Source organism: Rossellomorea sp. GQ25, from assembly GCF_059758515.1.
In genome coordinates this window covers 249,511-269,803 of sequence record NZ_JCAXEQ010000004.1, presented here as the reverse complement: position 1 = coordinate 269,803, position 20,293 = coordinate 249,511, and the positions used below count along the sequence as shown (strand labels likewise).

Annotated in this window: 18 protein-coding genes and 1 riboswitch; of the genes, 17 read left to right on the top strand and 1 reads right to left on the bottom strand. The window is 41.8% G+C overall.

Going from position 1 to position 20,293, the window contains the following annotated elements; translation table 11 throughout:
• Positions 1-17 precede the first annotated feature (17 nt).
• The 10 genes from AC6CIB_RS14715 to AC6CIB_RS14670 all read left to right on the top strand — a co-directional run bounded on the left by AC6CIB_RS14715 (position 18) and on the right by AC6CIB_RS14670 (position 13,543).
• On the top strand, positions 18-2,375 hold the full coding sequence (locus AC6CIB_RS14715) for an endonuclease MutS2 (protein WP_498281849.1): 2,358 nt from the start codon (positions 18-20) through the stop codon (positions 2,373-2,375).
• 80 nt (positions 2,376-2,455) lie between these two features.
• A complete protein-coding gene (locus tag AC6CIB_RS14710; protein ID WP_498281847.1) occupies positions 2,456-2,863 on the top strand; it encodes a DUF350 domain-containing protein in 408 nt (135 codons plus the stop codon).
• A 758-nt stretch (positions 2,864-3,621) separates the two neighbouring features.
• Positions 3,622-5,316: a long-chain-fatty-acid--CoA ligase gene (locus tag AC6CIB_RS14705; protein ID WP_498281845.1), complete on the top strand. Its 1,695-nt coding sequence runs from the start codon at positions 3,622-3,624 to the stop codon at positions 5,314-5,316.
• Between the two features lie 134 nt (positions 5,317-5,450).
• Positions 5,451-6,038, top strand: coding sequence for a fatty acid metabolism transcriptional regulator FadR (fadR, locus tag AC6CIB_RS14700; protein ID WP_341356695.1), 588 nt, complete (start codon positions 5,451-5,453; stop codon positions 6,036-6,038).
• Positions 6,039-6,059: 21 nt separating this feature from the next.
• The gene (locus AC6CIB_RS14695) at positions 6,060-6,830 is read left to right on the top strand and encodes an enoyl-CoA hydratase (protein ID WP_498281843.1); all 771 of its coding nucleotides are present in this window, start codon (positions 6,060-6,062) and stop codon (positions 6,828-6,830) included.
• A 133-nt stretch (positions 6,831-6,963) separates the two neighbouring features.
• The gene (locus AC6CIB_RS14690; protein ID WP_498281841.1) at positions 6,964-7,737 is read left to right on the top strand and encodes an electron transfer flavoprotein subunit beta/FixA family protein; all 774 of its coding nucleotides are present in this window, start codon (positions 6,964-6,966) and stop codon (positions 7,735-7,737) included.
• Positions 7,738-7,779: 42 nt separating this feature from the next.
• Positions 7,780-8,760 (top strand): electron transfer flavoprotein subunit alpha/FixB family protein, encoded by a 981-nt coding sequence (locus tag AC6CIB_RS14685; RefSeq protein WP_498281839.1) that lies wholly within the window; start codon positions 7,780-7,782, stop codon positions 8,758-8,760.
• 208 nt (positions 8,761-8,968) lie between these two features.
• Entirely contained in the window at positions 8,969-9,283 is a 315-nt protein-coding gene (trxA, locus tag AC6CIB_RS14680) for a thioredoxin (protein ID WP_498281837.1), read from the top strand.
• Between the two features lie 451 nt (positions 9,284-9,734).
• Positions 9,735-11,504: an excinuclease ABC subunit UvrC gene (uvrC, locus tag AC6CIB_RS14675; protein WP_498281835.1), complete on the top strand. Its 1,770-nt coding sequence runs from the start codon at positions 9,735-9,737 to the stop codon at positions 11,502-11,504.
• 430 nt (positions 11,505-11,934) lie between these two features.
• A riboswitch (Lysine riboswitch) is annotated at positions 11,935-12,113 on the top strand.
• A 191-nt stretch (positions 12,114-12,304) separates the two neighbouring features.
• Positions 12,305-13,543, top strand: coding sequence for an aspartate kinase (locus AC6CIB_RS14670; protein WP_498281833.1), 1,239 nt, complete (start codon positions 12,305-12,307; stop codon positions 13,541-13,543).
• 95 nt (positions 13,544-13,638) lie between these two features.
• Here the strand turns inward: AC6CIB_RS14670 and AC6CIB_RS14665 are convergent, their stop codons facing one another.
• A complete protein-coding gene (locus tag AC6CIB_RS14665) occupies positions 13,639-14,076 on the bottom strand; it encodes a YslB family protein (RefSeq protein ID WP_498281831.1) in 438 nt (145 codons plus the stop codon).
• Between the two features lie 352 nt (positions 14,077-14,428).
• Between AC6CIB_RS14665 and AC6CIB_RS14660 the strand changes: the two genes are divergently transcribed.
• The 7 genes from AC6CIB_RS14660 to racE all read left to right on the top strand — a co-directional run bounded on the left by AC6CIB_RS14660 (position 14,429) and on the right by racE (position 20,175).
• Positions 14,429-15,037: a succinate dehydrogenase cytochrome b558 subunit gene (locus AC6CIB_RS14660; RefSeq protein WP_044340478.1), complete on the top strand. Its 609-nt coding sequence runs from the start codon at positions 14,429-14,431 to the stop codon at positions 15,035-15,037.
• Positions 15,038-15,108: 71 nt separating this feature from the next.
• On the top strand, positions 15,109-16,872 hold the full coding sequence (gene sdhA, locus AC6CIB_RS14655) for a succinate dehydrogenase flavoprotein subunit (protein WP_498281829.1): 1,764 nt from the start codon (positions 15,109-15,111) through the stop codon (positions 16,870-16,872).
• Positions 16,872-17,639 (top strand): succinate dehydrogenase iron-sulfur subunit, encoded by a 768-nt coding sequence (gene sdhB / locus AC6CIB_RS14650; protein ID WP_299739653.1) that lies wholly within the window; start codon positions 16,872-16,874, stop codon positions 17,637-17,639. The genes sdhA and sdhB overlap by 1 nt, the downstream gene beginning before the upstream one ends.
• Positions 17,640-17,782: 143 nt before the next feature.
• Entirely contained in the window at positions 17,783-18,244 is a 462-nt protein-coding gene (locus tag AC6CIB_RS14645) for an acyl-CoA thioesterase (RefSeq protein WP_324744757.1), read from the top strand.
• Between the two features lie 155 nt (positions 18,245-18,399).
• Positions 18,400-18,624 (top strand): helix-turn-helix domain-containing protein, encoded by a 225-nt coding sequence (locus tag AC6CIB_RS14640; protein WP_032087424.1) that lies wholly within the window; start codon positions 18,400-18,402, stop codon positions 18,622-18,624.
• Positions 18,625-18,909: 285 nt separating this feature from the next.
• Positions 18,910-19,365, top strand: coding sequence for a MarR family winged helix-turn-helix transcriptional regulator (locus tag AC6CIB_RS14635; RefSeq protein WP_498281826.1), 456 nt, complete (start codon positions 18,910-18,912; stop codon positions 19,363-19,365).
• Positions 19,366-19,374: 9 nt separating this feature from the next.
• Positions 19,375-20,175, top strand: a complete 801-nt coding sequence (racE, locus tag AC6CIB_RS14630; protein WP_498281824.1) for a glutamate racemase — start codon at positions 19,375-19,377, stop codon at positions 20,173-20,175.
• The last annotated feature ends 118 nt before the right edge of the window (positions 20,176-20,293 follow it).

Here is a 20,293-nt window from a genome sequence, read left to right as displayed (position 1 = left end):
AAGGTGGAATACATTCCGTGAATTCTAAAGTATTAAAAACGTTAGAGTTTGATAAAATCAAAGAATTATTAAAGCAATATGCTGCATCCGCGCTTGGTCATGCAAAGGTATCTTCTCTCATGCCATCCGTTGAGTATGAAGAAATTACAGCTCTTCACGAAGAAACAGATGAAGCCATGACCATCCTCAGGTTGAAAGGTCACGCACCATTAGGCGGGATATTCGATATACGTCCACACGTTAAGCGTGCTCAAATAGGCGGGATGCTTTCTCCTTCAGAATTTGTTCAGGTGGCGAGTACGATCCGGGCAAGCAGGAAGCTAACGCTTTTTGTAGAGGAAATACTGGAGGAAGAAGTGGACATACCCTTGCTTCAAGAGAAAATGGGTACGGTCATTCCCCTTCCTCATTTAGAGCAGGATATTAGGAAAGTCGTCGACGATAACGGAGAAATCCTTGATACAGCCAGTGAAGCACTCCGCACGATCCGTACTCAGCTCCGGGCTAATGAAGGACGGATTCGCGAGAAACTTGAACGAATGATACGCTCTTCCAATGCTCAAAAAATGTTATCCGATGCGATCATTACTATTCGTAACGATCGATACGTGATTCCGGTTAAACAGGAATACAGGGGTCAATATGGCGGGATCATTCATGACCAATCATCATCGGGGCAAACGTTATTTATTGAACCGGAAGCCATCGTTCAACTGAATAATCAACTTCGTGAGCTTCGATTAAAAGAGCAAGCTGAAATTGAAAAGATTCTCCAGGAGCTGTCTGAAAGTGTACAAGAATCTGGAGAAGAACTGCTCTTGATTGTCAGCGTCCTGTCAGACATTGATTTCATGTTCACAAAAGCGAAGTTCGGTCGATCTATTAAAGGGTCTAAACCGACGATTAATAATGAACGCCGGGTGAAGCTAAATAAAGCCCGACATCCTCTTTTGCCGATAGATGATGCGGTGGCGAATGACATAGAGTTGGGGACTGACTTTTCTTCCATTGTCATCACCGGGCCAAATACCGGGGGAAAAACCGTTACCCTGAAAACATTGGGGTTAACGAGTTTAATGGCACAGGCCGGTCTCCCGATCCCGGCTCTCGACGGATCAGAAGTGGGCGTCTTCCGTACCATCTACGCTGATATAGGGGACGAGCAATCGATTGAACAAAGCTTAAGTACCTTCTCTTCTCATATGGTCAATATCGTGGACATCCTTAAAAAGGTAGATCATGAGAGTTTAGTGTTGTTTGATGAACTGGGTGCCGGTACAGATCCTCAAGAAGGTGCCGCGCTGGCCATTTCCATTTTGGATGAAGTACATGGAACTGGTGCAAGAGTCGTGGCGACCACTCACTATCCTGAATTGAAAGCATATGGGTACAATCGTGAAGGAGTCGTGAATGCAAGTGTGGAATTTAATGTAGAAACATTAAGTCCTACCTATAAGCTTTTGCTTGGCGTCCCGGGAAGAAGTAATGCATTTGAGATTTCGAAGCGTTTAGGGCTTTCAGATTCAGTCATTCAGGGAGCGAAGTCCCATATCGGAACGGATAGCAAAGAAGTGGAGAATATGATTGCTTCCCTCGAAGACAGCAGACGTCAGGGTGAACGGGAGCTTGAGGAAGCCCATGAACTTTTAAGACAAGCCGAGAAAATGCATAAAGATATGCAGAAGCAAATGATGGAGTATTATGATAAAAAGGATATACTTTACGAAAAAGCTCAACAAAAAGCCACTGAAGTCGTTGAAAAGGCGAAGGCAGAAGCTGAACAAGTGATTAAAGATTTACGAAAAATGCAGCAGGAAAAATCAGCTCAAATCAAAGAACATGAACTGATCCAGGCGAAGAAACAATTGGAAGATGCTACACCGAAATTGAAAACGTCCGGTCAAAAGAAAAAAGTCAATCCAACAAAGCATGATTTAAAACCAGGGGACGAAGTCAAAGTCTTAAGCTTTGATCAAAAAGGCCACTTGGTCAAACGAGTGTCTGCGAAAGAATGGCAAGTACAGATGGGCATCATGAAAATGAAGGTGAAGGAATCAGATCTTGAATTCATTCAATCTCAACAGAAGGTAGAGACGAAACCACTCGCCACAGTGAAAGGAAAAGATTTTCACGTCAGCCTTGAGCTTGATCTACGTGGTGAGCGTTTCGAAAATGCATTATCAAGAGTCGAGAAATACATCGACGATGCTTTGCTTGCCGGTTATCCCCGTGTTTCCATCATTCATGGGAAAGGTACGGGAGCTTTAAGGCAAGGAGTGCAGGAATACTTGAAAAATCACCGATCGGTCAAAAACATTCGTTTCGGGGATGCAGGTGAAGGTGGAACCGGCGTAACAGTCGTTCAATTTAAATAAGACCTGGAGACTGCTCATGTACGAATTTTCATAGTGAAATAATAGAGTGGTCTAAATAAAGCGGTAAAGGGAGCTTTACGATGGAGAACTTTTGGGAAAATGAATTTGTTCAAACGGCTGGGAATTACAGTGTGGTCATTTTATGTTTGATACTGTTCTTAGCTATCTTCGAACTGGTCACAAAGTATAAGAATTGGGAAGAAATAAAAAAAGGCAACTTGGCCGTGGCGATGGCAACAGGTGGAAAGATATTCGGGATAGCGAATATTTTCCGTCACTCCATCAGCCATAACGATACCATCCTGACAACTATCGGATGGGGTGTGTTCGGCTTTTTTCTATTACTGATCGGCTATTTCATTTATGAATTTCTCACGCCCAAATTTAAAATTGATGAAGAAATCGCTAATGACAATCGGGCAGTAGGCTTCATTTCATTAGTCATTTCAGTTGGTTTATCCTATGTCATAGGAGCCGGTATATCGTAAGGAGAGGGAATATGGAAACATTGGCAAAGGTCTTGCTCACGCTATGTGGGGGCTTTATACTTGTAGGGATTATTTATATGTTGTTCTTTACTTGATAGATCAGGTGGTCTACATTCACTAAGGAAGTTCTCTGATGGATCTTATTTTAAGAGATATTACCTCTATTAGAGTGAAAAACCCATCCATTTATTTGATTTACAAGAGGATTGGCGGGCAAAGTGGGGTGATTTGAAGGACCACCCTTGAAAAAATCCTACTCTCTGCCACTTTATGAACAGCTTTTCGTAACTTATGATCCGCTTTTTGGATTTATGATCCGGATTTCGTTATTTATGATCGCTTTTTCTACTTTATGATCCGTTTGTCGAATCCACTCAAAAATATTCATTTGGATTAATAATTTTCATCTGTTATTCAAAATATAAAATACTCTGCGTCTTCAATCCGGAGAGCGCCGAGAAGGCATTGCGAAGGCGTCAATCCACCAGCGCAAATCAACAAACGGAACAGCAACGGTTACGAAGGGTGCCAATCTAAGTGGTGGAAACAATGCTAAAATAATAATAATGTACGAGCAGACTGTCATATGGTTAAATAGGCAGTCTTTTTTCTTTGATAAAATCATCTGTAAGGAAGGTCAAGCCTAAGAAATAGGAGAAAAGTATCGAGTGGATTGAATTCAAATTGTAACTGAAGTCCCCTTATATTATAATGGTGAATAGAAGAAATTTTCTAAAAATTCATAAGGAGGGATAACAATGAATAAACCATGGTTTGCTGAATACCCAGCAGAGATTCCCACGGAGCTCGATTTAATCGAAAAACCACTGCAGTCCTATTTAACTGAAGCGGCTACCCTTTATAGCAGTAAAGTTGCCATTCAATTTATGGGTAAGGAATTGACCTACACAGAATTACATGAATCCGCACTCAAGTTCGCTCACTATCTTAAATCACTGGGAATTAAGAAAGACGATCGGGTGGCGATCATGCTGCCGAATACTCCCCAATCCGTGATCGCGTACTATGGCATTCTCTACGCTGGTGGAATTGTCGTACAAACCAATCCATTATATATGGAGAGGGAAATTGAATACCAAATGAAGGATTCTGGTGCCAAGGTGATCTTGACATTGGATATTTTATATCCAAGAGTGTCGAAGGTGATGAAGAATACCGAACTTGAGCACATTGTTGTAACCGCTATCAAAGACTACCTTCCATTTCCTAAGAATCTCATCTACCCATTCATCCAGAAGAAACAATACGGCATTGTTGTGAAAGTGGACCATTCAGGACAGAATCATTTATTTACGGAGATCATGAAAACATCCAAGGCAGAAAGTACCCATCAGGAATTTGATTTTGAAAACGATGTGGCTCTTCTTCAATACACAGGCGGGACCACTGGCTTTCCGAAAGGGGTTATGCTCACTCATAAGAACCTTGTCGCAAATGCTTCCATGTGTGATGCGTGGCTTTATAAATGTAAAAAAGGAGAAGAGCGGGTCCTTGGAATTCTTCCATTCTTTCATGTGTACGGTATGACAGCCGTTATGATATTATCCGTCATGCAGGGATATAAAATGATCTTACTCCCTAAATTTGATCCCGAAACAACCTTGAAAACCATTCAAAAGCAGAAACCGACCCTATTTCCTGGTGCACCTACCATCTATATCGGCCTGCTGAATCATCCGGAACTGAAGAATTATGACTTATCCTCCATCGACTCATGCCTTAGTGGAAGCGCCCCATTGCCTGTTGAAGTGCAGCAGCAATTCGAAGTCGTCACAGGCGGAAAACTGGTAGAGGGGTATGGATTGACAGAATCTTCACCTGTCACACATTCCAATTTCCTTTGGGATAAAGAGAGGATCAAGGGAAGCATCGGTGTTCCTTGGCCAAGTACGGATGCAGCCATTTTCTCACTTGAAACAGGAGAACCGCTTCCGCCGAATGAAATGGGTGAAATCGTCGTGAAAGGTCCTCAAGTGATGAAGGGTTACTGGAATCGTCCAGAGGAAACCGAACAAACGTTAAGAGATGGCTGGCTATTAACGGGAGATTTGGGGTATATGGATGAGAGAGGTTACTTCTATGTTGTGGATCGCAAAAAGGATATGATCATTGCGGGAGGCTTTAATATTTACCCTCGTGAAATCGAAGAGGTCCTTTATGAACATCCTGCGATTCAAGAGGTTGTAGCTGCAGGCGTCCCAGATGCATACAGAGGCGAAACCGTAAAGGCGTATGTGGTCCTGAAAGAAGGAAAGTCCCTGACAGAGGAAGAACTCAATGAATTTGCCCGCAAATTCCTGGCTGCCTACAAGGCGCCCCGGATTTATGAATTTAGAAAAGAGCTTCCGAAAACGGCTGTAGGAAAAATATTACGCAGAGCACTTGTAGAAGAAGAGCGCCAAAAGATAGAAGAAGAACAGAAAACAAGTTAAATGAATACCATTGGCTTTTTCTTTTTGCTGTATAATGGGACAAGGCATCTCTTCTTGACAAGTAAAGAGTAACCTTTTATTATAAAATATGAATGAATAATCATTCATATTTACTTAAGGCAGGTCAAGAACTTATGAAACGAAATAAACCTAAATACAAGCAAATTATCGATGCTGCTGTGATCGTTATAGCTGAAAATGGTTACCATCAGGCACAAGTATCCAAGATTGCGAAGCAGGCTGGAGTCGCTGATGGAACGATTTATCTCTATTTTAAAAATAAAGAAGATATCCTGATTTCGTTGTTTAAAGAAAAAATGGTACTTTTTGTAGAAAAAATTGAGGAAGTTATAGCAGGAAAACAGACAGTTTCAGAGAAATTATTAGTGATGATTGAAAATCATTGTAAAATTCTGTCGGATGATCACCATCTAGCGATTGTGACACAACTGGAGCTCAGGCAATCCAATAAGGATATCCGCTTAAAAATCAACGATGTATTAAAAGGATATCTGCAATTAGTAGATAAAATTCTGATTAGCGGAATAGAATCCGGAGAGTTTTCAAGTGATCTGGATGTCCGGCTGGCTCGTCAAATGATCTTCGGGACTCTGGATGAAATGGTGACAACGTGGGTGATGAACGATCAGAAATATGACTTAGTAGCTCAAGTCCCTGCTATTCACAAACTATTACTTCATGGGTGTGGCGGCAGGAACTAAATTAGTTTAGGGGGATGAGAGATGGAAAGTTTATCATGGTCATTAGAGGGAAAGGTAGCAACGGTTCTAATCCAAAGACCTCCTGCTAATGCTTTAGCCAGTGGACTTATTAAAGAAATCGATGCAGTTCTGGATGAGCTTGAAGAAAACGCTGAAGTACGGGCGATCTTACTGAAGGGTGAGGGGCGATTCTTCTCTGCAGGAGCTGACATTAAAGAATTCACAACGATTGAAACGGGTGAAGAATTCTCTAAATTGGCGAAAAAAGGCCAAGACGTTTTTGAGCGAATGGAGAACTTTTCAAAGCCGATCATTGCAGCAATCCATGGCGCAGCTCTAGGCGGAGGATTGGAGCTTGCAATGGGATGTCACATCCGATTGGTTAGCGAGAATGCAAAGCTCGGTCTACCGGAGCTTCAGCTAGGGCTTGTACCTGGTTTTGCAGGCTCTCAGCGCTTGCCGAAATTGGTAGGGAGAGCAAAAGCGGCAGAAATGCTATTAACGAGTGAGCCAATCAGCGGAACAGAAGCTGTACAGTGGGGACTTGCCAATAAAGCATATCCTGAAGATCAGCTCTTCGATAAAGCGAAGAAAATGGCCGATAAGATTGCGAAGAAGAGCCCAGGGGCGATGAAAGCAGCCATTGAGCTGTTAAGTTATACAAAAGATGACCGATTCTATGAAGGCGTAATGAGAGAATCGGATCTTTTCGGTGAGGTATTTGTATCTCGTGACGCCAAAGAGGGTATTTCAGCGTTTGTTGAAAAGAGAGAACCGCACTTTAAAGGCTAGAATACATTCTTGTAATATAGTAAACTCTTAGTGAGGGGCAGTCTTGAATGTTCAAGCTGCCCATTCAAAGGGGTTAAATTGTCAAAATCTTTTTAAGGGAAAGAATGTTTACATTATTAGGAGGGACTTACGCATGAACATCTATGTACTTTTGAAAAGAACGTTTGATACTGAGGAGAAAATTTCGATCCAAAACGGTCAAATTGCTGAAGATGGAGCTGAATTTATCATAAATCCTTACGATGAATATGCCGTGGAAGAAGCTATTCAAGTTCGCGATGCACATGGTGGAGAAGTGACGGTTGTGACAGTTGGCGGAGAAGAAAGTGAAAAGCAACTGAGAACAGCACTGGCAATGGGTGCAGATAAAGCAGTCCTGATCAACACAGAGGATGACCTTGATCATGGTGATCAATTCACTACAGCCAAAATTCTTGCCCACTATTTAAAAGAACAGGAAGTAGATTTAATCCTGGCAGGTAATGTTGCGATCGATGGTGGATCTGGACAAGTTGGACCACGTGTAGCAGAACAGCTTGATATCCCTTATGTAACAACGATTACGAAATTAGAAATGGATGGCGGAACGGTAACAGTCACACGTGACGTAGAAGGGGATTCAGAAGTAATTGAAACATCTCTACCTCTACTGGTAACGGCACAGCAAGGATTGAACGAACCACGATATCCATCACTTCCAGGAATCATGAAAGCGAAGAAAAAGCCTTTAGATGAAGTGGAATTGGATGATATTGATTTAGACGAAGATGAAGTAGAAGCGAAGACAAAAACAATTGAAATCTACCTTCCACCGAAGAAGGAAGCGGGTAAAGTATTAGAAGGCGAATTGGATGCTCAAGTATCAGAGCTTGTTTCACTTCTTCGCAATGAAGCGAAAGTTATATAAGGCTAAGAAGTAGTAATAACTAACATTCAGGGGGTATTTAACATGGCGAGAAAAGTATTAGTACTTGGAGAAGTTCGGGACGGATCATTACGTAATGTTTCCTTTGAAGCGATTGCGGCAGGTAAAACAGTATCTGAAGGCGGAGAAGTTGTAGCAGTTCTAATCGGCAAAAGTGTAAGCGCTTTAGGCAATGAAATGATTCAATATGGTGCTGATAAAGTAGTGGTTGTGGAAGATGATAAACTGGAGCAGTATACGTCAGATGGATATTCACAAGCAGTTCTATCGGTTATTGAGCAAGAGAAGCCTGAAGGAATCATCTTCGGACATACTGCACTTGGAAAAGACTTGTCTCCTAAAGTGGCCAGTAAGCTAAGCACAGGATTGATTTCTGATGCAACTGATCTTGAAGAAGCTGGCGGGAACCTCGTTTTCACAAGACCGATTTATTCCGGGAAAGCATTTGAAAAGAAAATTGTGACTGGCGGTGTGATTTTTGCGACGATCCGTCCAAATAACATCGAGCCTTTAGCGAAAGATGAGTCACGTACAGGAGAAGTTTCTTCCCTTTCCGTTGATATTAAAGACTTACGCACAATCATTAAAGAAGTCGTACGTAAAGCAAGCGAAGGTGTTGACCTATCTGAAGCGAAAGTCATTATCGCCGGAGGACGCGGAGTGAAAAGTGAAGATGGATTCAACCCGCTTAAAGAACTGGCGGATGTTCTTGGTGGAGCTGTAGGAGCATCTCGTGGAGCATGTGATGCCGACTACTGTGACTATTCCCTGCAGATTGGTCAGACAGGTAAAGTCGTAACACCTGACCTTTATATTGCATGTGGTATTTCTGGAGCTATCCAGCATTTAGCGGGTATGTCGAATTCAAAAGTCATCGTTGCGATCAACAAAGATTCTGAAGCGAACATCTTTAATGTAGCGGATTATGGAATCGTGGGTGACCTGTTCGAAGTGGTGCCGATGCTGACTGAAGAGTTTAAAAAGCTTAAAGTATCCTCTTCTTAAATTCAATTGACGTTTTAAAGTAGCGTCTATAGGGTATGAACATATTATGTAGTAAAAATAAGGATGCAGCCGGATGGCTGCTCCTATTTTTCTACCCTGTATATTCCGTTATCTGAAGGGAATATTACCTACGAGCAGATTAATAGCATCACAAAAAAAACGGTGATATACTAACGTTACATTCAAAGATTTTAGGAGGCGCATATAAATGGCAATTACACACGCTACTGATCAATCATTTTCAACTGAAACAAATTCTGGACTGGTATTAGCGGATTTCTGGGCACCTTGGTGTGGACCTTGTAAGATGATCGCTCCAGTACTGGAAGAGTTAGATGGAGAAATGGGCGACAAAGTAAAAATCATCAAAGTTGACGTTGATGAAAACCAGGAAACAGCAGGTAAATACGGGGTTATGAGTATCCCGACTTTAGTTGTCCTTAAAGACGGTGAAGTTGTTGATAAAGTAATCGGATTCCAACCTAAGGAAGCACTTGCTGAACTATTAAACAAACACGTATAAGATAATCTTTTATACACCGGGGCTCGATTTGTGAGCCCCGGTTTTATATTGTATTAAAATATCTATCAGACAGCTAGATCCTGGTTAATCAGCCCTGATACTTGTTGTCTTTGACCAAGCCGCCTCACTCTATGGCAATCAAAAAAATCAGATCGTATGAAAAATATAAATGCTTAACCCATTAAACCAACTTCTGATTGGAATCCATTCATTGAAAGCCTTACAATAGGCTAAGAAGGAATTTCAGACTGAGTTGGTTTTTTATTTGGAGAGAAAAATTAAAAGTGATTAAAATTAAAGGTGAACGGTCTTTTACCACACTGAATTTCCTCAAGCTACCAGTGTGCTTAAACAGAAAAAGTCTAATCATTTCTCATTTACAGGAGTGATTCGATCCTGTTCATTCAACCATCACCGTCTATAAATGGGCAGACAAGAGAGGAGAGAGACGATGAACCCTACCATTACAAATAAATTAGCTCTATTACCGGATCAACCGGGATGTTATTTGATGAAAGACAGACAAGGTACGATTATTTATGTGGGTAAAGCAAAAGTATTGAAGAATCGTGTGCGCTCTTATTTTACCGGTTCTCATGATGCCAAGACTCAACGGTTGGTAGGTGAAATTGAGGACTTCGAGTACATCATGACCTCTTCTGATTTGGAAGCCCTTGTGCTTGAAATGAACCTGATCAAAAAATATGACCCTAAATACAATGTCATGTTAAAGGATGATAAAAGCTATCCGTTTATCAAATTAACGAACGAGAGGCACCCAAGACTTATTACGACCCGCAAAGTCCAAAGAGGGAAAGGCCGATACTTTGGTCCGTATCCCAACGCAGGAGCCGCTAATGAAACGAAAAAACTTCTGGATCGTTTGTATCCGTTACGAAAATGCACTACCCTTCCTGATAGAGCCTGCTTGTATTATCATATGGGTCAATGTCTGGCTCCTTGTATCAAAGAAGTAAGCAAAGACACATATAGAGAAATGACTGACGAAATTTCCAAGTTCCTGAATGGCGGATACAAAGATATCAAGAATCAATTAACGGTGAAAATGAAGGAAGCAGCAGAGAATCTGGAATTTGAGAGAGCGAAGGAATTTCGTGATCAAATCCTTCACATTGAGGCGACAATGGAAAAGCAAAAGATGACCATGACCGATTTCACTGATCGGGATGTGTTCGGATATTCCGTAGATAAAGGCTGGATGTGTGTACAAGTATTCTTTGTGCGTCAAGGAAAGCTCATTGAACGGGATGTGTCACTCTTCCCTCTCTACAATGAACCCGAGGACGAATTTCTGACTTTCTTAGGTCAGTTTTATTCGAAATCCAATCATTTTAAGCCAAAGGAACTATTTTTGCCAGAGGAGATTGATGAAGAACTGGCTGCTAAGCTGATAGAGGTGAAAATCACCAAGCCTAAACGGGGAAAGAAGAAAGAGTTGGTCAAGCTTGCCGAGAAAAATGCGAAGCAGGCGCTTGAAGAAAAATTCGCTCTGATTGAAAGAGATGAAGAACGGACGATTAAGGCGATAGAACGTCTTGGGGAGCATATGGGCATTTATACTCCTTTCCGGATCGAAGCATTTGATAACTCGAATATTCAAGGTTCGGACCCTGTGTCTGCGATGATCGTATTCCTTGACGGGAAACCGGCGAAGAAAGAGTATCGAAAGTATAAGATTAAAACCGTGAGAGGCCCTGATGATTATGATTCCATGAGGGAGGTCGTTCGCAGACGGTATACGAGAGTTTTAAAAGATGGTCTTCCTTTACCGGATCTCATTATCATCGATGGGGGAAAAGGGCAGATTGAAGCGGCGAGGGATGTCATTGAGAATGAGTTGGGGTTGGATATCCCGCTTGGCGGCCTTGCGAAAGACGATAAGCATCAGACGTCGGAACTGCTGTATGGGAATCCCTTGCAAATTGTTCCTCTTGAAAAGAGAAGCCAGGAATTTTACTTGCTGCAGCGGATCCAGGATGAAGTCCACCGATTTGCCATTACGTTCCACAGACAGCTTAGAGGAAAGAGCGCCTTCCAGTCGACTCTTGATGACATTGATGGGATTGGTCCGAAACGAAAGAAACAGCTATTAAAACACTTCGGCTCCATGAAGAAGATCAAGGAAGCAACGGTTGAGGAATTTATTGAGATAGGGATTCCAGAAGCTGTTGCTAAGGTATTGGTGGAGAAGTTGAAATAGGGGATGTTAGAAACAGTAAATGCAGTTGATTATGATAGTTGATTGGAGTGGAAGGTGCTCGACTCCTGCGGGAATAGCGGGAAAGTACGAAAAGCCGAGGGGCTTTGCCTAGGGGCGACAAGCATAAGACGAGTCTGCCGGAAAGGCGCTCTTTGCCTTTTTGGCAGACTTGGCTTATGACCTCGAGCCCCTAAGCCCCGTAGCTGGACAGTTGAGACCCCGCAGGGCGAAGCCCGAGGAGGCTCAACTCACGCCCCGCGGAAAGCGAGCACCTGGAGCGGAAATCAACCACTAATCGCTCCTACAAAATAGCAACAGAATTTACGACGTGAAACAATAATTAAAATGAATTTAATTTGGAAATGTGCATTGAATCACAAATTCTTATGTGCTATAATTAACGAAAATTTATAACATTATCACTTTTTAAAGTGGTGATAGAGGTGCGAGCTTCAAAAGTACAGGTAAAGAGGAGTATGAGCTCTGTTGAGATGCCTGGAAAGGGGAGATTCGCCGAAGTGGTTTTGGTCTCATGCTGATTCCGCTGGTTCTACGTTTAAGAAATGTAGGATTGTCAAGATGATTCAATCTTGGAGAGCTATCTCACAATGCCCATGAACCTATTTTGTATGTTCTGCTGTATGTTCATAAAGCAATGAGATATTATTCTCATTGCTTTTTTTATTATCCAGCGCAGGTGATGAACCTGTTCCATGAACGTTTAGGATGATTGTGATTGTACTCTTCACCATCAAAAAATGAGTCGTAACGATGCACTCAATGAGAAAGAGGGAGAAGCTGTGAGTATTATTGTTCAAAAATTCGGTGGGACTTCAGTAGGTTCTGTAGAAAGAATTCAAAATGTTGCGTCAAGAATCGCAGAAGAAAAAGAAAGAGGAAATGATGTTGTGGTCGTGGTATCTGCCATGGGGAAAACCACGGATACACTTGTTGGTTTGGCAAGGGAAATTACATCACAACCGAGTAAGAGAGAAATGGATATGCTTCTATCTACAGGAGAGCAAGTCACCATTTCACTCCTCACGATGGCCCTGATTCAATCCGGACACGATGCCATCTCATTCACAGGCTGGCAGGCCGGGATCGAGACGGAATCCGTTCACAGCAATGCGAGGATCACCAATATTCATACTGAAAAGATGTTGAGTCACCTTCAATCGGGAAGAGTTGTGATCGTAGCAGGATTCCAAGGGATGACAGAAGCGGGGGAAATTACAACTCTCGGTCGTGGTGGATCGGATACAACCGCCGTTGCGATTGCAGCTGCCCTGAAAGCAGAGCGCTGTGATATTTATACAGATGTAGACGGGGTGTATACGACGGACCCGCGTTATATTAAAGGAGCAAGAAAGTTACCGTCCATTTCCTATGATGAAATGTTGGAACTGGCTAATTTAGGGGCTGGAGTCCTGCATCCACGGGCAGTGGAATTTGCCAAGAACTATCAAATTCCGTTAGAGGTCAGATCCAGTATTGAAAAAGTTGAAGGAACGTATATTGAGGAGGAAGCAAGCATGGAACAAAACCTGATTGTGAGAGGCGTAGCATTTGAAGGTGAAATAACGCGTGTAACTGTATTTGGACTAGGGAACGCATTAACGGGACTATCTTCTGTGTTTACCACTTTAGCCAAAAATCATCTGAATGTAGATATTATTATTCAAAGCCAGACCGATCAGAATATGACCAATTTATCATTCTCTATTAAAGAACAAGACCTGGAGGAAACCCTTGTCGTTCTGGAACGAAACAAAGAGCAATTAGGATTCACCCATGTTGAACATGAAAGTGAGCTTGCAAAAGTATCGATCGTTGGCTCTGGTATGATCTCAAATCCAGGTGTGGCAGCGGAAATGTTCGAAGTGTTAGCTCAAAATGATATCGTGGTGAAAATGGTCAGCACGTCTGAAATCAAAGTATCTGCAGTCGTAGACGAGAAAAATATGCAAAAAGCAGCAGGCGTCCTACATACCGCATTTAACCTGGACGCGGTGAAGATGGAAGAAGTCACGTTATAATACCCAGTAGCAGAGAGCGGGACAAGTGAAAAAGGGTTGCCCCATCAATTGAAGGGCAACCCTTAATTAGAGTATGAAAGGGATGTCGGTAAGGACTATTCTACTTTATCTTTCTCGTCCCATCTTACAATCACTTTCACTGAATGACTCCGTTTATGTAGTTCGTCGGCAGCTTCTGCCACACATTTCTTTTGTAACTGTACTTGTTCGGCTAGAAAGCCCGTTTCCAGTTTGAATGTTACATCCGACTTTAAGGCAACGCGTCGTTCTATCACCGGTCCGCTTATTTCAAAGGTCATCTCATTCTTTTTTTGTTCCAGAAGTGCAAGAGTTCCCCAGCCGGCTTCAGCGAAAAACGATATCAGTTCCTCTGATGACTGAAGGGGGAATTTCCGAGAGAGTTGTTTTCCACCCCAGTATAAAATATCGGGTGTATGCTTTCCTAAAATTTCTGGAATCAATATGTCACGTAACATTTCATATCCGAAGATTGGAACGGACAGTTGATGTACTTCTTCTTTTTTCTGTTCCAAGTAAATCCCCTCTTTCTATAAAACTATTATATACATGAAAAGGGGATTTATCATCCCATACCTCGAAAAAATGACCTTGGGATATTTTGGTGATATAACTTTTATTTGATATTTATTTGAATTTTCGAACATTTAACCAGACAATACCTCACCTTTTCTGTTATCAATATATTGAAAATATTTTTGCGGTATTGTCGAATTTATGTATACGTTTTCTTGACGCTTCCACTCCTTGGGAGTAAAATGAACATGTCACATTATTGTTACAATATAAAATATGTATCGTCGTCTAGTCATTCTTAAAAATGCATTAGAAAACGAATTCATATTTTATCATTAAGGGGGGTAAATCATGGCTGGAAATCGAGAATTTAATTATCGCAGGCTTCATTCATTGCTAGGTGTTATTCCAGTTGGATTATTTTTAACACAACATTTAGTCGTGAACCATTTTGCCACTGGTGGGGAAGAATCATTTAACCAGGCGGCACACTTCATGGAAAGTCTACCTTTCCGTTATTTCCTTGAAATTTTTATCATCTTCCTTCCATTGTATTTCCATGCAATCTACGGAATTTACATTGCATTCACTTCTAAGAACAATGCAAGTAAGTTTGGTTATTTCCGTAACTGGATGTTTTTACTTCAACGTGTGTCTGGAGTAATCACATTTATTTTTGTTACTTGGCATGTATGGGAAACAAGAGTAGCAGCAGCATTTGGGGCTGAAGTGAACTTTCAAATGATGGAAAACATCTTATCTAATCCATTTATGCTAGGGTTTTATGTGCTGGGTGTTCTTTCAACGATCTTCCACTTTGCGAATGGTTTATGGTCATTCTGCGTGAGCTGGGGAATTACAGTTTCACCTCGTTCTCAATTAATTGCTACATATGTTACGATCGGAATCTTTGTAGCGTTATCGGTTGTCGGTATGCGTGCAATTTTTGCCTTCGTATAAGAAGAAATAGATACGAGTCTAATAGATTAAATAAATGCTCTGAAGTATGGTAGGAAAAGGAGTGAGTCACGATGAGTAAAGGCAAAATCATCGTTGTCGGTGGCGGTTTAGCCGGCCTGATGGCCACAATTAAAGCAGCAGAAAAAGGAACGCAAGTAGATTTATTCTCACTGGTACCCGTTAAGCGTTCTCACTCTGTATGTGCACAAGGTGGTATTAACGGAGCCGTTAATACCAAGGGAGAAGGAGATTCTCCTTGGGAACATTTTGATGATACAGTATATGGTGGGGATTTCTTAGCGAACCAACCGCCTGTTAAAGCAATGACTGAAGCGGCACCGGGGATTATTCATTTACTTGATCGTATGGGAGTAATGTTTAATCGTACACCGGAAGGATTACTGGATTTCCGTCGTTTCGGTGGAACGCAGCATCATAGAACAGCTTTCGCTGGAGCTACGACTGGTCAACAATTATTGTATGCGTTGGACGAGCAGGTTCGTCGTCATGAAGTAGCAGGGCTAGTGAATAAGTTCGAAGGTTGGGAATTCCTTGGCGTTGTGGTGGATGATGAAGGAGTGGCAAGAGGAATCGTTGCTCAAAACCTTCAAACGATGGAAATTAAATCGTTCGCAGCTGATGCAGTCATCATGGCAACAGGAGGACCTGGAATTATCTTCGGTAAATCCACCAACTCTGTTATCAATACAGGTTCAGCAGCATCGATCGTATATCAACAAGGTGCTTACTATGCAAATGGTGAGTTCATTCAAATTCACCCGACAGCCATTCCAGGGGACGATAAGCTTCGTCTCATGAGTGAATCGGCCCGTGGTGAAGGTGGACGAGTCTGGACATATAAAGATGGAAAGCCGTGGTACTTCCTTGAAGAGAAGTATCCTGCATACGGAAACCTTGTACCCCGTGATATCGCAACACGTGAAATCTTTGATGTGTGCGTAAATCAAAAGCTTGGTATTAACGGTGAAAACATGGTTTACCTGGATCTATCTCATAAAGATTCAAAAGAGCTTGATATTAAGCTTGGCGGAATCATCGAAATCTATGAGAAGTTCATGGGTGATGACCCACGTAAAGTACCAATGAAAATCTTCCCTGCGGTTCACTATTCAATGGGTGGACTATGGGTAGATTATGATCAAATGACCAATATCCCTGGTTTATTCGCTGCTGGTGAGTGTGATTATTCTCAGCACGGAGGTAACCGTTTAGGAGCGAACTCATTACTATCCGCTATATATGGTGGTATGGTTGCAGGTCCTAATGCTATTAAATATATTGCAGGGCTTGAGAAAACAGTTGAATCCGTCCCTTCTTCTCTTTTCGATCGTTATGTAAAACAGGAAGAAGAAAAATGGAACAACATCATGTCCATGAATGGTACTGAGAACGCCTATGTCATTCATAAAGAACTTGGTGAGTGGATGACGGATAACGTGACCGTTGTACGTCATAACGATAAGCTGAAACAGACAGATGAAAAGATCCAGGAATTAATGGAACGTTACCAAAACATCAATATCAATGACACGGCTAAATGGAGCAACCAAGGGGCAACATTCACCCGTCAATTGTGGAACATGCTGCAACTGGCACGTGTTATTACAATCGGTGCTTTAAATCGTAACGAGAGCCGTGGAGCTCACTATAAACCTGACTTCCCTGAACGTAATGATGAAGAATTCCTGAAAACAACGATGGCTAAATACAATGCTTCAACGAATTCACCTGAATTCCATTACGAGGAAGTAGATACTTCACTGATTGCACCACGTAAGCGTGACTATTCTAAGAAAAAAGGGGGGAATAAATGATGAGTGAAAACAAAAGAGTCCGTTTTATCATAACTCGTCAAGAAAGCCCGGAAACAGCCCCTTTCCAAGAAGAGTTCGAGCTTGATTACCGTCCGAATATGAACGTTATTTCTGCACTGATGGAAATTCGTCGTAATCCGGTCAATGCAAAAGGGGAACAAACTACTCCGATCAACTGGGATATGAACTGTTTGGAAGAAGTATGTGGAGCTTGTTCAATGGTGATCAACGGGAAACCAAGACAGTCTTGTACCGCTTTAGTTGATCAATTAGAACAACCGATCCGCTTGGAGCCTATGCGTACTTTCCCTGTTGTTCGTGACTTGCAGGTAGACCGCAGTCGCATGTTCGACAGCTTGAAGAAAGTAAAAGCATGGATTCCAATTGATGGAACATACGATCTTGGTCCCGGACCGCGTATGCCGGAGAAAAAACGTCAATGGGCGTATGAATTATCTAAATGTATGACATGTGGTGTTTGTTTGGAAGCATGTCCTAACGTAAACAGTAAATCGGACTTCATCGGTCCTGCTCCATTATCACAGGTCCGTTTGTTCAATGCTCACCCAACGGGTGCCATGAATCAGGATGAGCGACTTGAATCGATCATGGGCGACGGAGGCCTTGCGAACTGCGGGAACTCTCAAAACTGTGTTCAATCATGTCCAAAGGGGATTCCTCTAACGACTTCCATTGCTGCACTAAACAGAGAAACAACGTTCCAAATGTTTAAAAACTTCTTCGGAAGCGACCATATGGTTGATTAACAGGTAAACAAAAAGCACTTTCCTTTGGGGGAGTGCTTTTTGTTCTTTATAGGTTTCTTATTTTTCAAAAAAAGCTTATAATAAATAATGAATGATCATTCATTTTCTTATCTTATATTCATTTTCCAAAAGGAGGAGCCATTTTGAAACATTTTACATACATTGAAGATATAGAAACATGGCAAAAAGAATTTTCGTTTTCAATCCATATAAAGGTTCGGTTTTCCGAGACTGATATGTTTGGACATATGAACAATACAATTCCATTCACTTATTTCGAAGAAGCTAGAATCGAATTTTTTAAACACAAAGGGTTTATGCAAAACTGGGTAAAACCTGAACACGATACGATTCCTGTCGTTGCAGATTTACAATGTGATTTTGTCAAACAAGTATTCTTCGACGAACAGCTGAAGGTGTGTGTAAAGGCGAATAGTGTGGGGAAATCTTCAGTGGATTTACACTATATGGGTCTGAATGAAAAAGAAGAGGTTTGCTTTACAGGTAGAGGAACCATGGTCCAAATATCAAAACAGACTGGAAAAGGAGTCCCTTGGACGGAAGAAATGAAGGCGAAGCTTGACTGCAAAATGGCGGTTTCTTAGCCTATCGTAGTGTGTTATAAAAACCGTTGCCTATTTTTCATTTAACTTCCTCCTCTATGTCACTCTAAACCCTCCCTTCACATATGATATTCTGACGACCGACAATACCCATCCCCGCGGTTTAAAGCTGGCGAAGGCAAGGAGGGTTACCATAATTGAAGGACAATGATTTTACACACAAACCGTTGCTCACCAAAAGAGAAAAAGAAGTATTCGAACTGTTAGTTCAAGACAAAACAACTAAAGAAATTGCTAGTGATCTATTTATTAGCGAGAAAACAGTTCGAAATCATATTTCCAACGCCATGCAAAAGCTTGGAGTGAAGGGGCGATCTCAAGCTGTTGTAGAGCTTCTTCGCATGGGGGAACTCAAGCTTTAAATGTAAGGGACTGATTCTAATGGCAAACAATTAACGGGTCTTCCGCGGATACCTATTAATGTTTGAATGAGAGTCAGTCTCTTTTAGTTCTGGATCATTTGCGAACTTGTCTTGAATTTTCACCCGAAAAAGGCGAAAATGCTAGTAGGGGAAGTCTGGGCTGAAAGAAAGGTCACTTAGGTCCCATAATATAATAGAAGCTAAAACAGGAAGGTCTTATGTGATCGAATCCCGTTTTCAATAAGGAGTACATGTCCAGTTTCTGATTTTAAAAGGAGAGTAATCATGACGAATTCTAAAGAAATCATTGGAGAATTACAAGTTGTTGCAGATATAGAAAAAGACCTGCGCTACATATCATCGATCATTAAGCAAAAAGGAAGGGAAATATTAAGTCAGTACACCATCACTCCGCCGCAGTTCATCGCACTGCAGTGGTTATTTGAATATGGTGATATGACCATTGGTGATCTTTCGAATAAAATGTACCTTGCCTGCAGTACCACAACCGATCTCGTTGATAGAATGGAGAAAAATCAGTTGGTGGAACGCGTGAAGGATGAAAATGATCGTAGGGTCGTCCGGATTCATATGCTAAAAGAGGGCGAAAGAATTATTGAAGAAGTCATCAATAAAAGGCAAAATTATTTACAGAGTGTCCTGACGGATTTCTCCGAAAAAGAAGTGTTACTATTAAAAGATAATTTAGCTAAGCTGCATCAAGAAATGAAACCAGAATGAGGGAATAACGTGATTCAACCAATTGGCATCATTGATTCTGGGGTTGGGGGGCTTACCGTTGCCAGAGAAGTGATGCGTCAGTTACCCAAAGAGACCATCTACTATCTTGGTGACACAGCCCGTTGTCCCTACGGACCCAGAACAGCTCAAGAAGTGAAAATATTCACATGGGAAATGACCCAATATCTAATGCAATATGATATGAAAATGCTGATCATCGCATGTAATACCGCCACTGCAGTTGTGCTGGATGAAATCCAAACCCATTTGGACATCCCGGTTATAGGAGTCATTCATCCCGGGGCCAGAGCAGCAATCAAGCATACTCATAATAAGAGAATCGGTGTTCTTGGAACAGTGGGGACGATTAATAGCGGTGCCTATGTAGAAGCGCTCCACTCCCTGCACGGTAGCTTGGATGTCACGTCACTCGCCTGTCCGAAATTTGTCCCTTTAGTAGAAAGTGGAGAATACAATGGCTCCATGGCGGAAGAAATAGTAGAAGAGACTCTCCGCCCTATTAAAGATTCGGATATTGATACGCTGATTCTAGGGTGCACCCACTACCCGCTATTACAGCCTAAGATCAAAGCCTACATGGGTCCGGAGGTTAGTGTGATAAGCTCTGGAGATGAAACGGCACGGGAAGTAAGTACGATTCTTGATTATTACAATCTCCTATACGGGGGAGTACAAAAACCTGAACACCGTTTTTTCAACACAGGGTCCTCGGCCATCTTTTCACGCATTGCCTCCGATTGGCTGACAGTTGGAGAAGTGAAAGCAGAAACCATTCGATTACAGGATTAGTATCTTGTAATCGGGTGGTTTTTTTGGTTTTTTATGGTCAATTGGGTATGAATGGGATGAAAGTTAGTGAAATCCTTCTCTGGTGGAGGGATTTAACTCCACCGGGGGAATGGAGCGA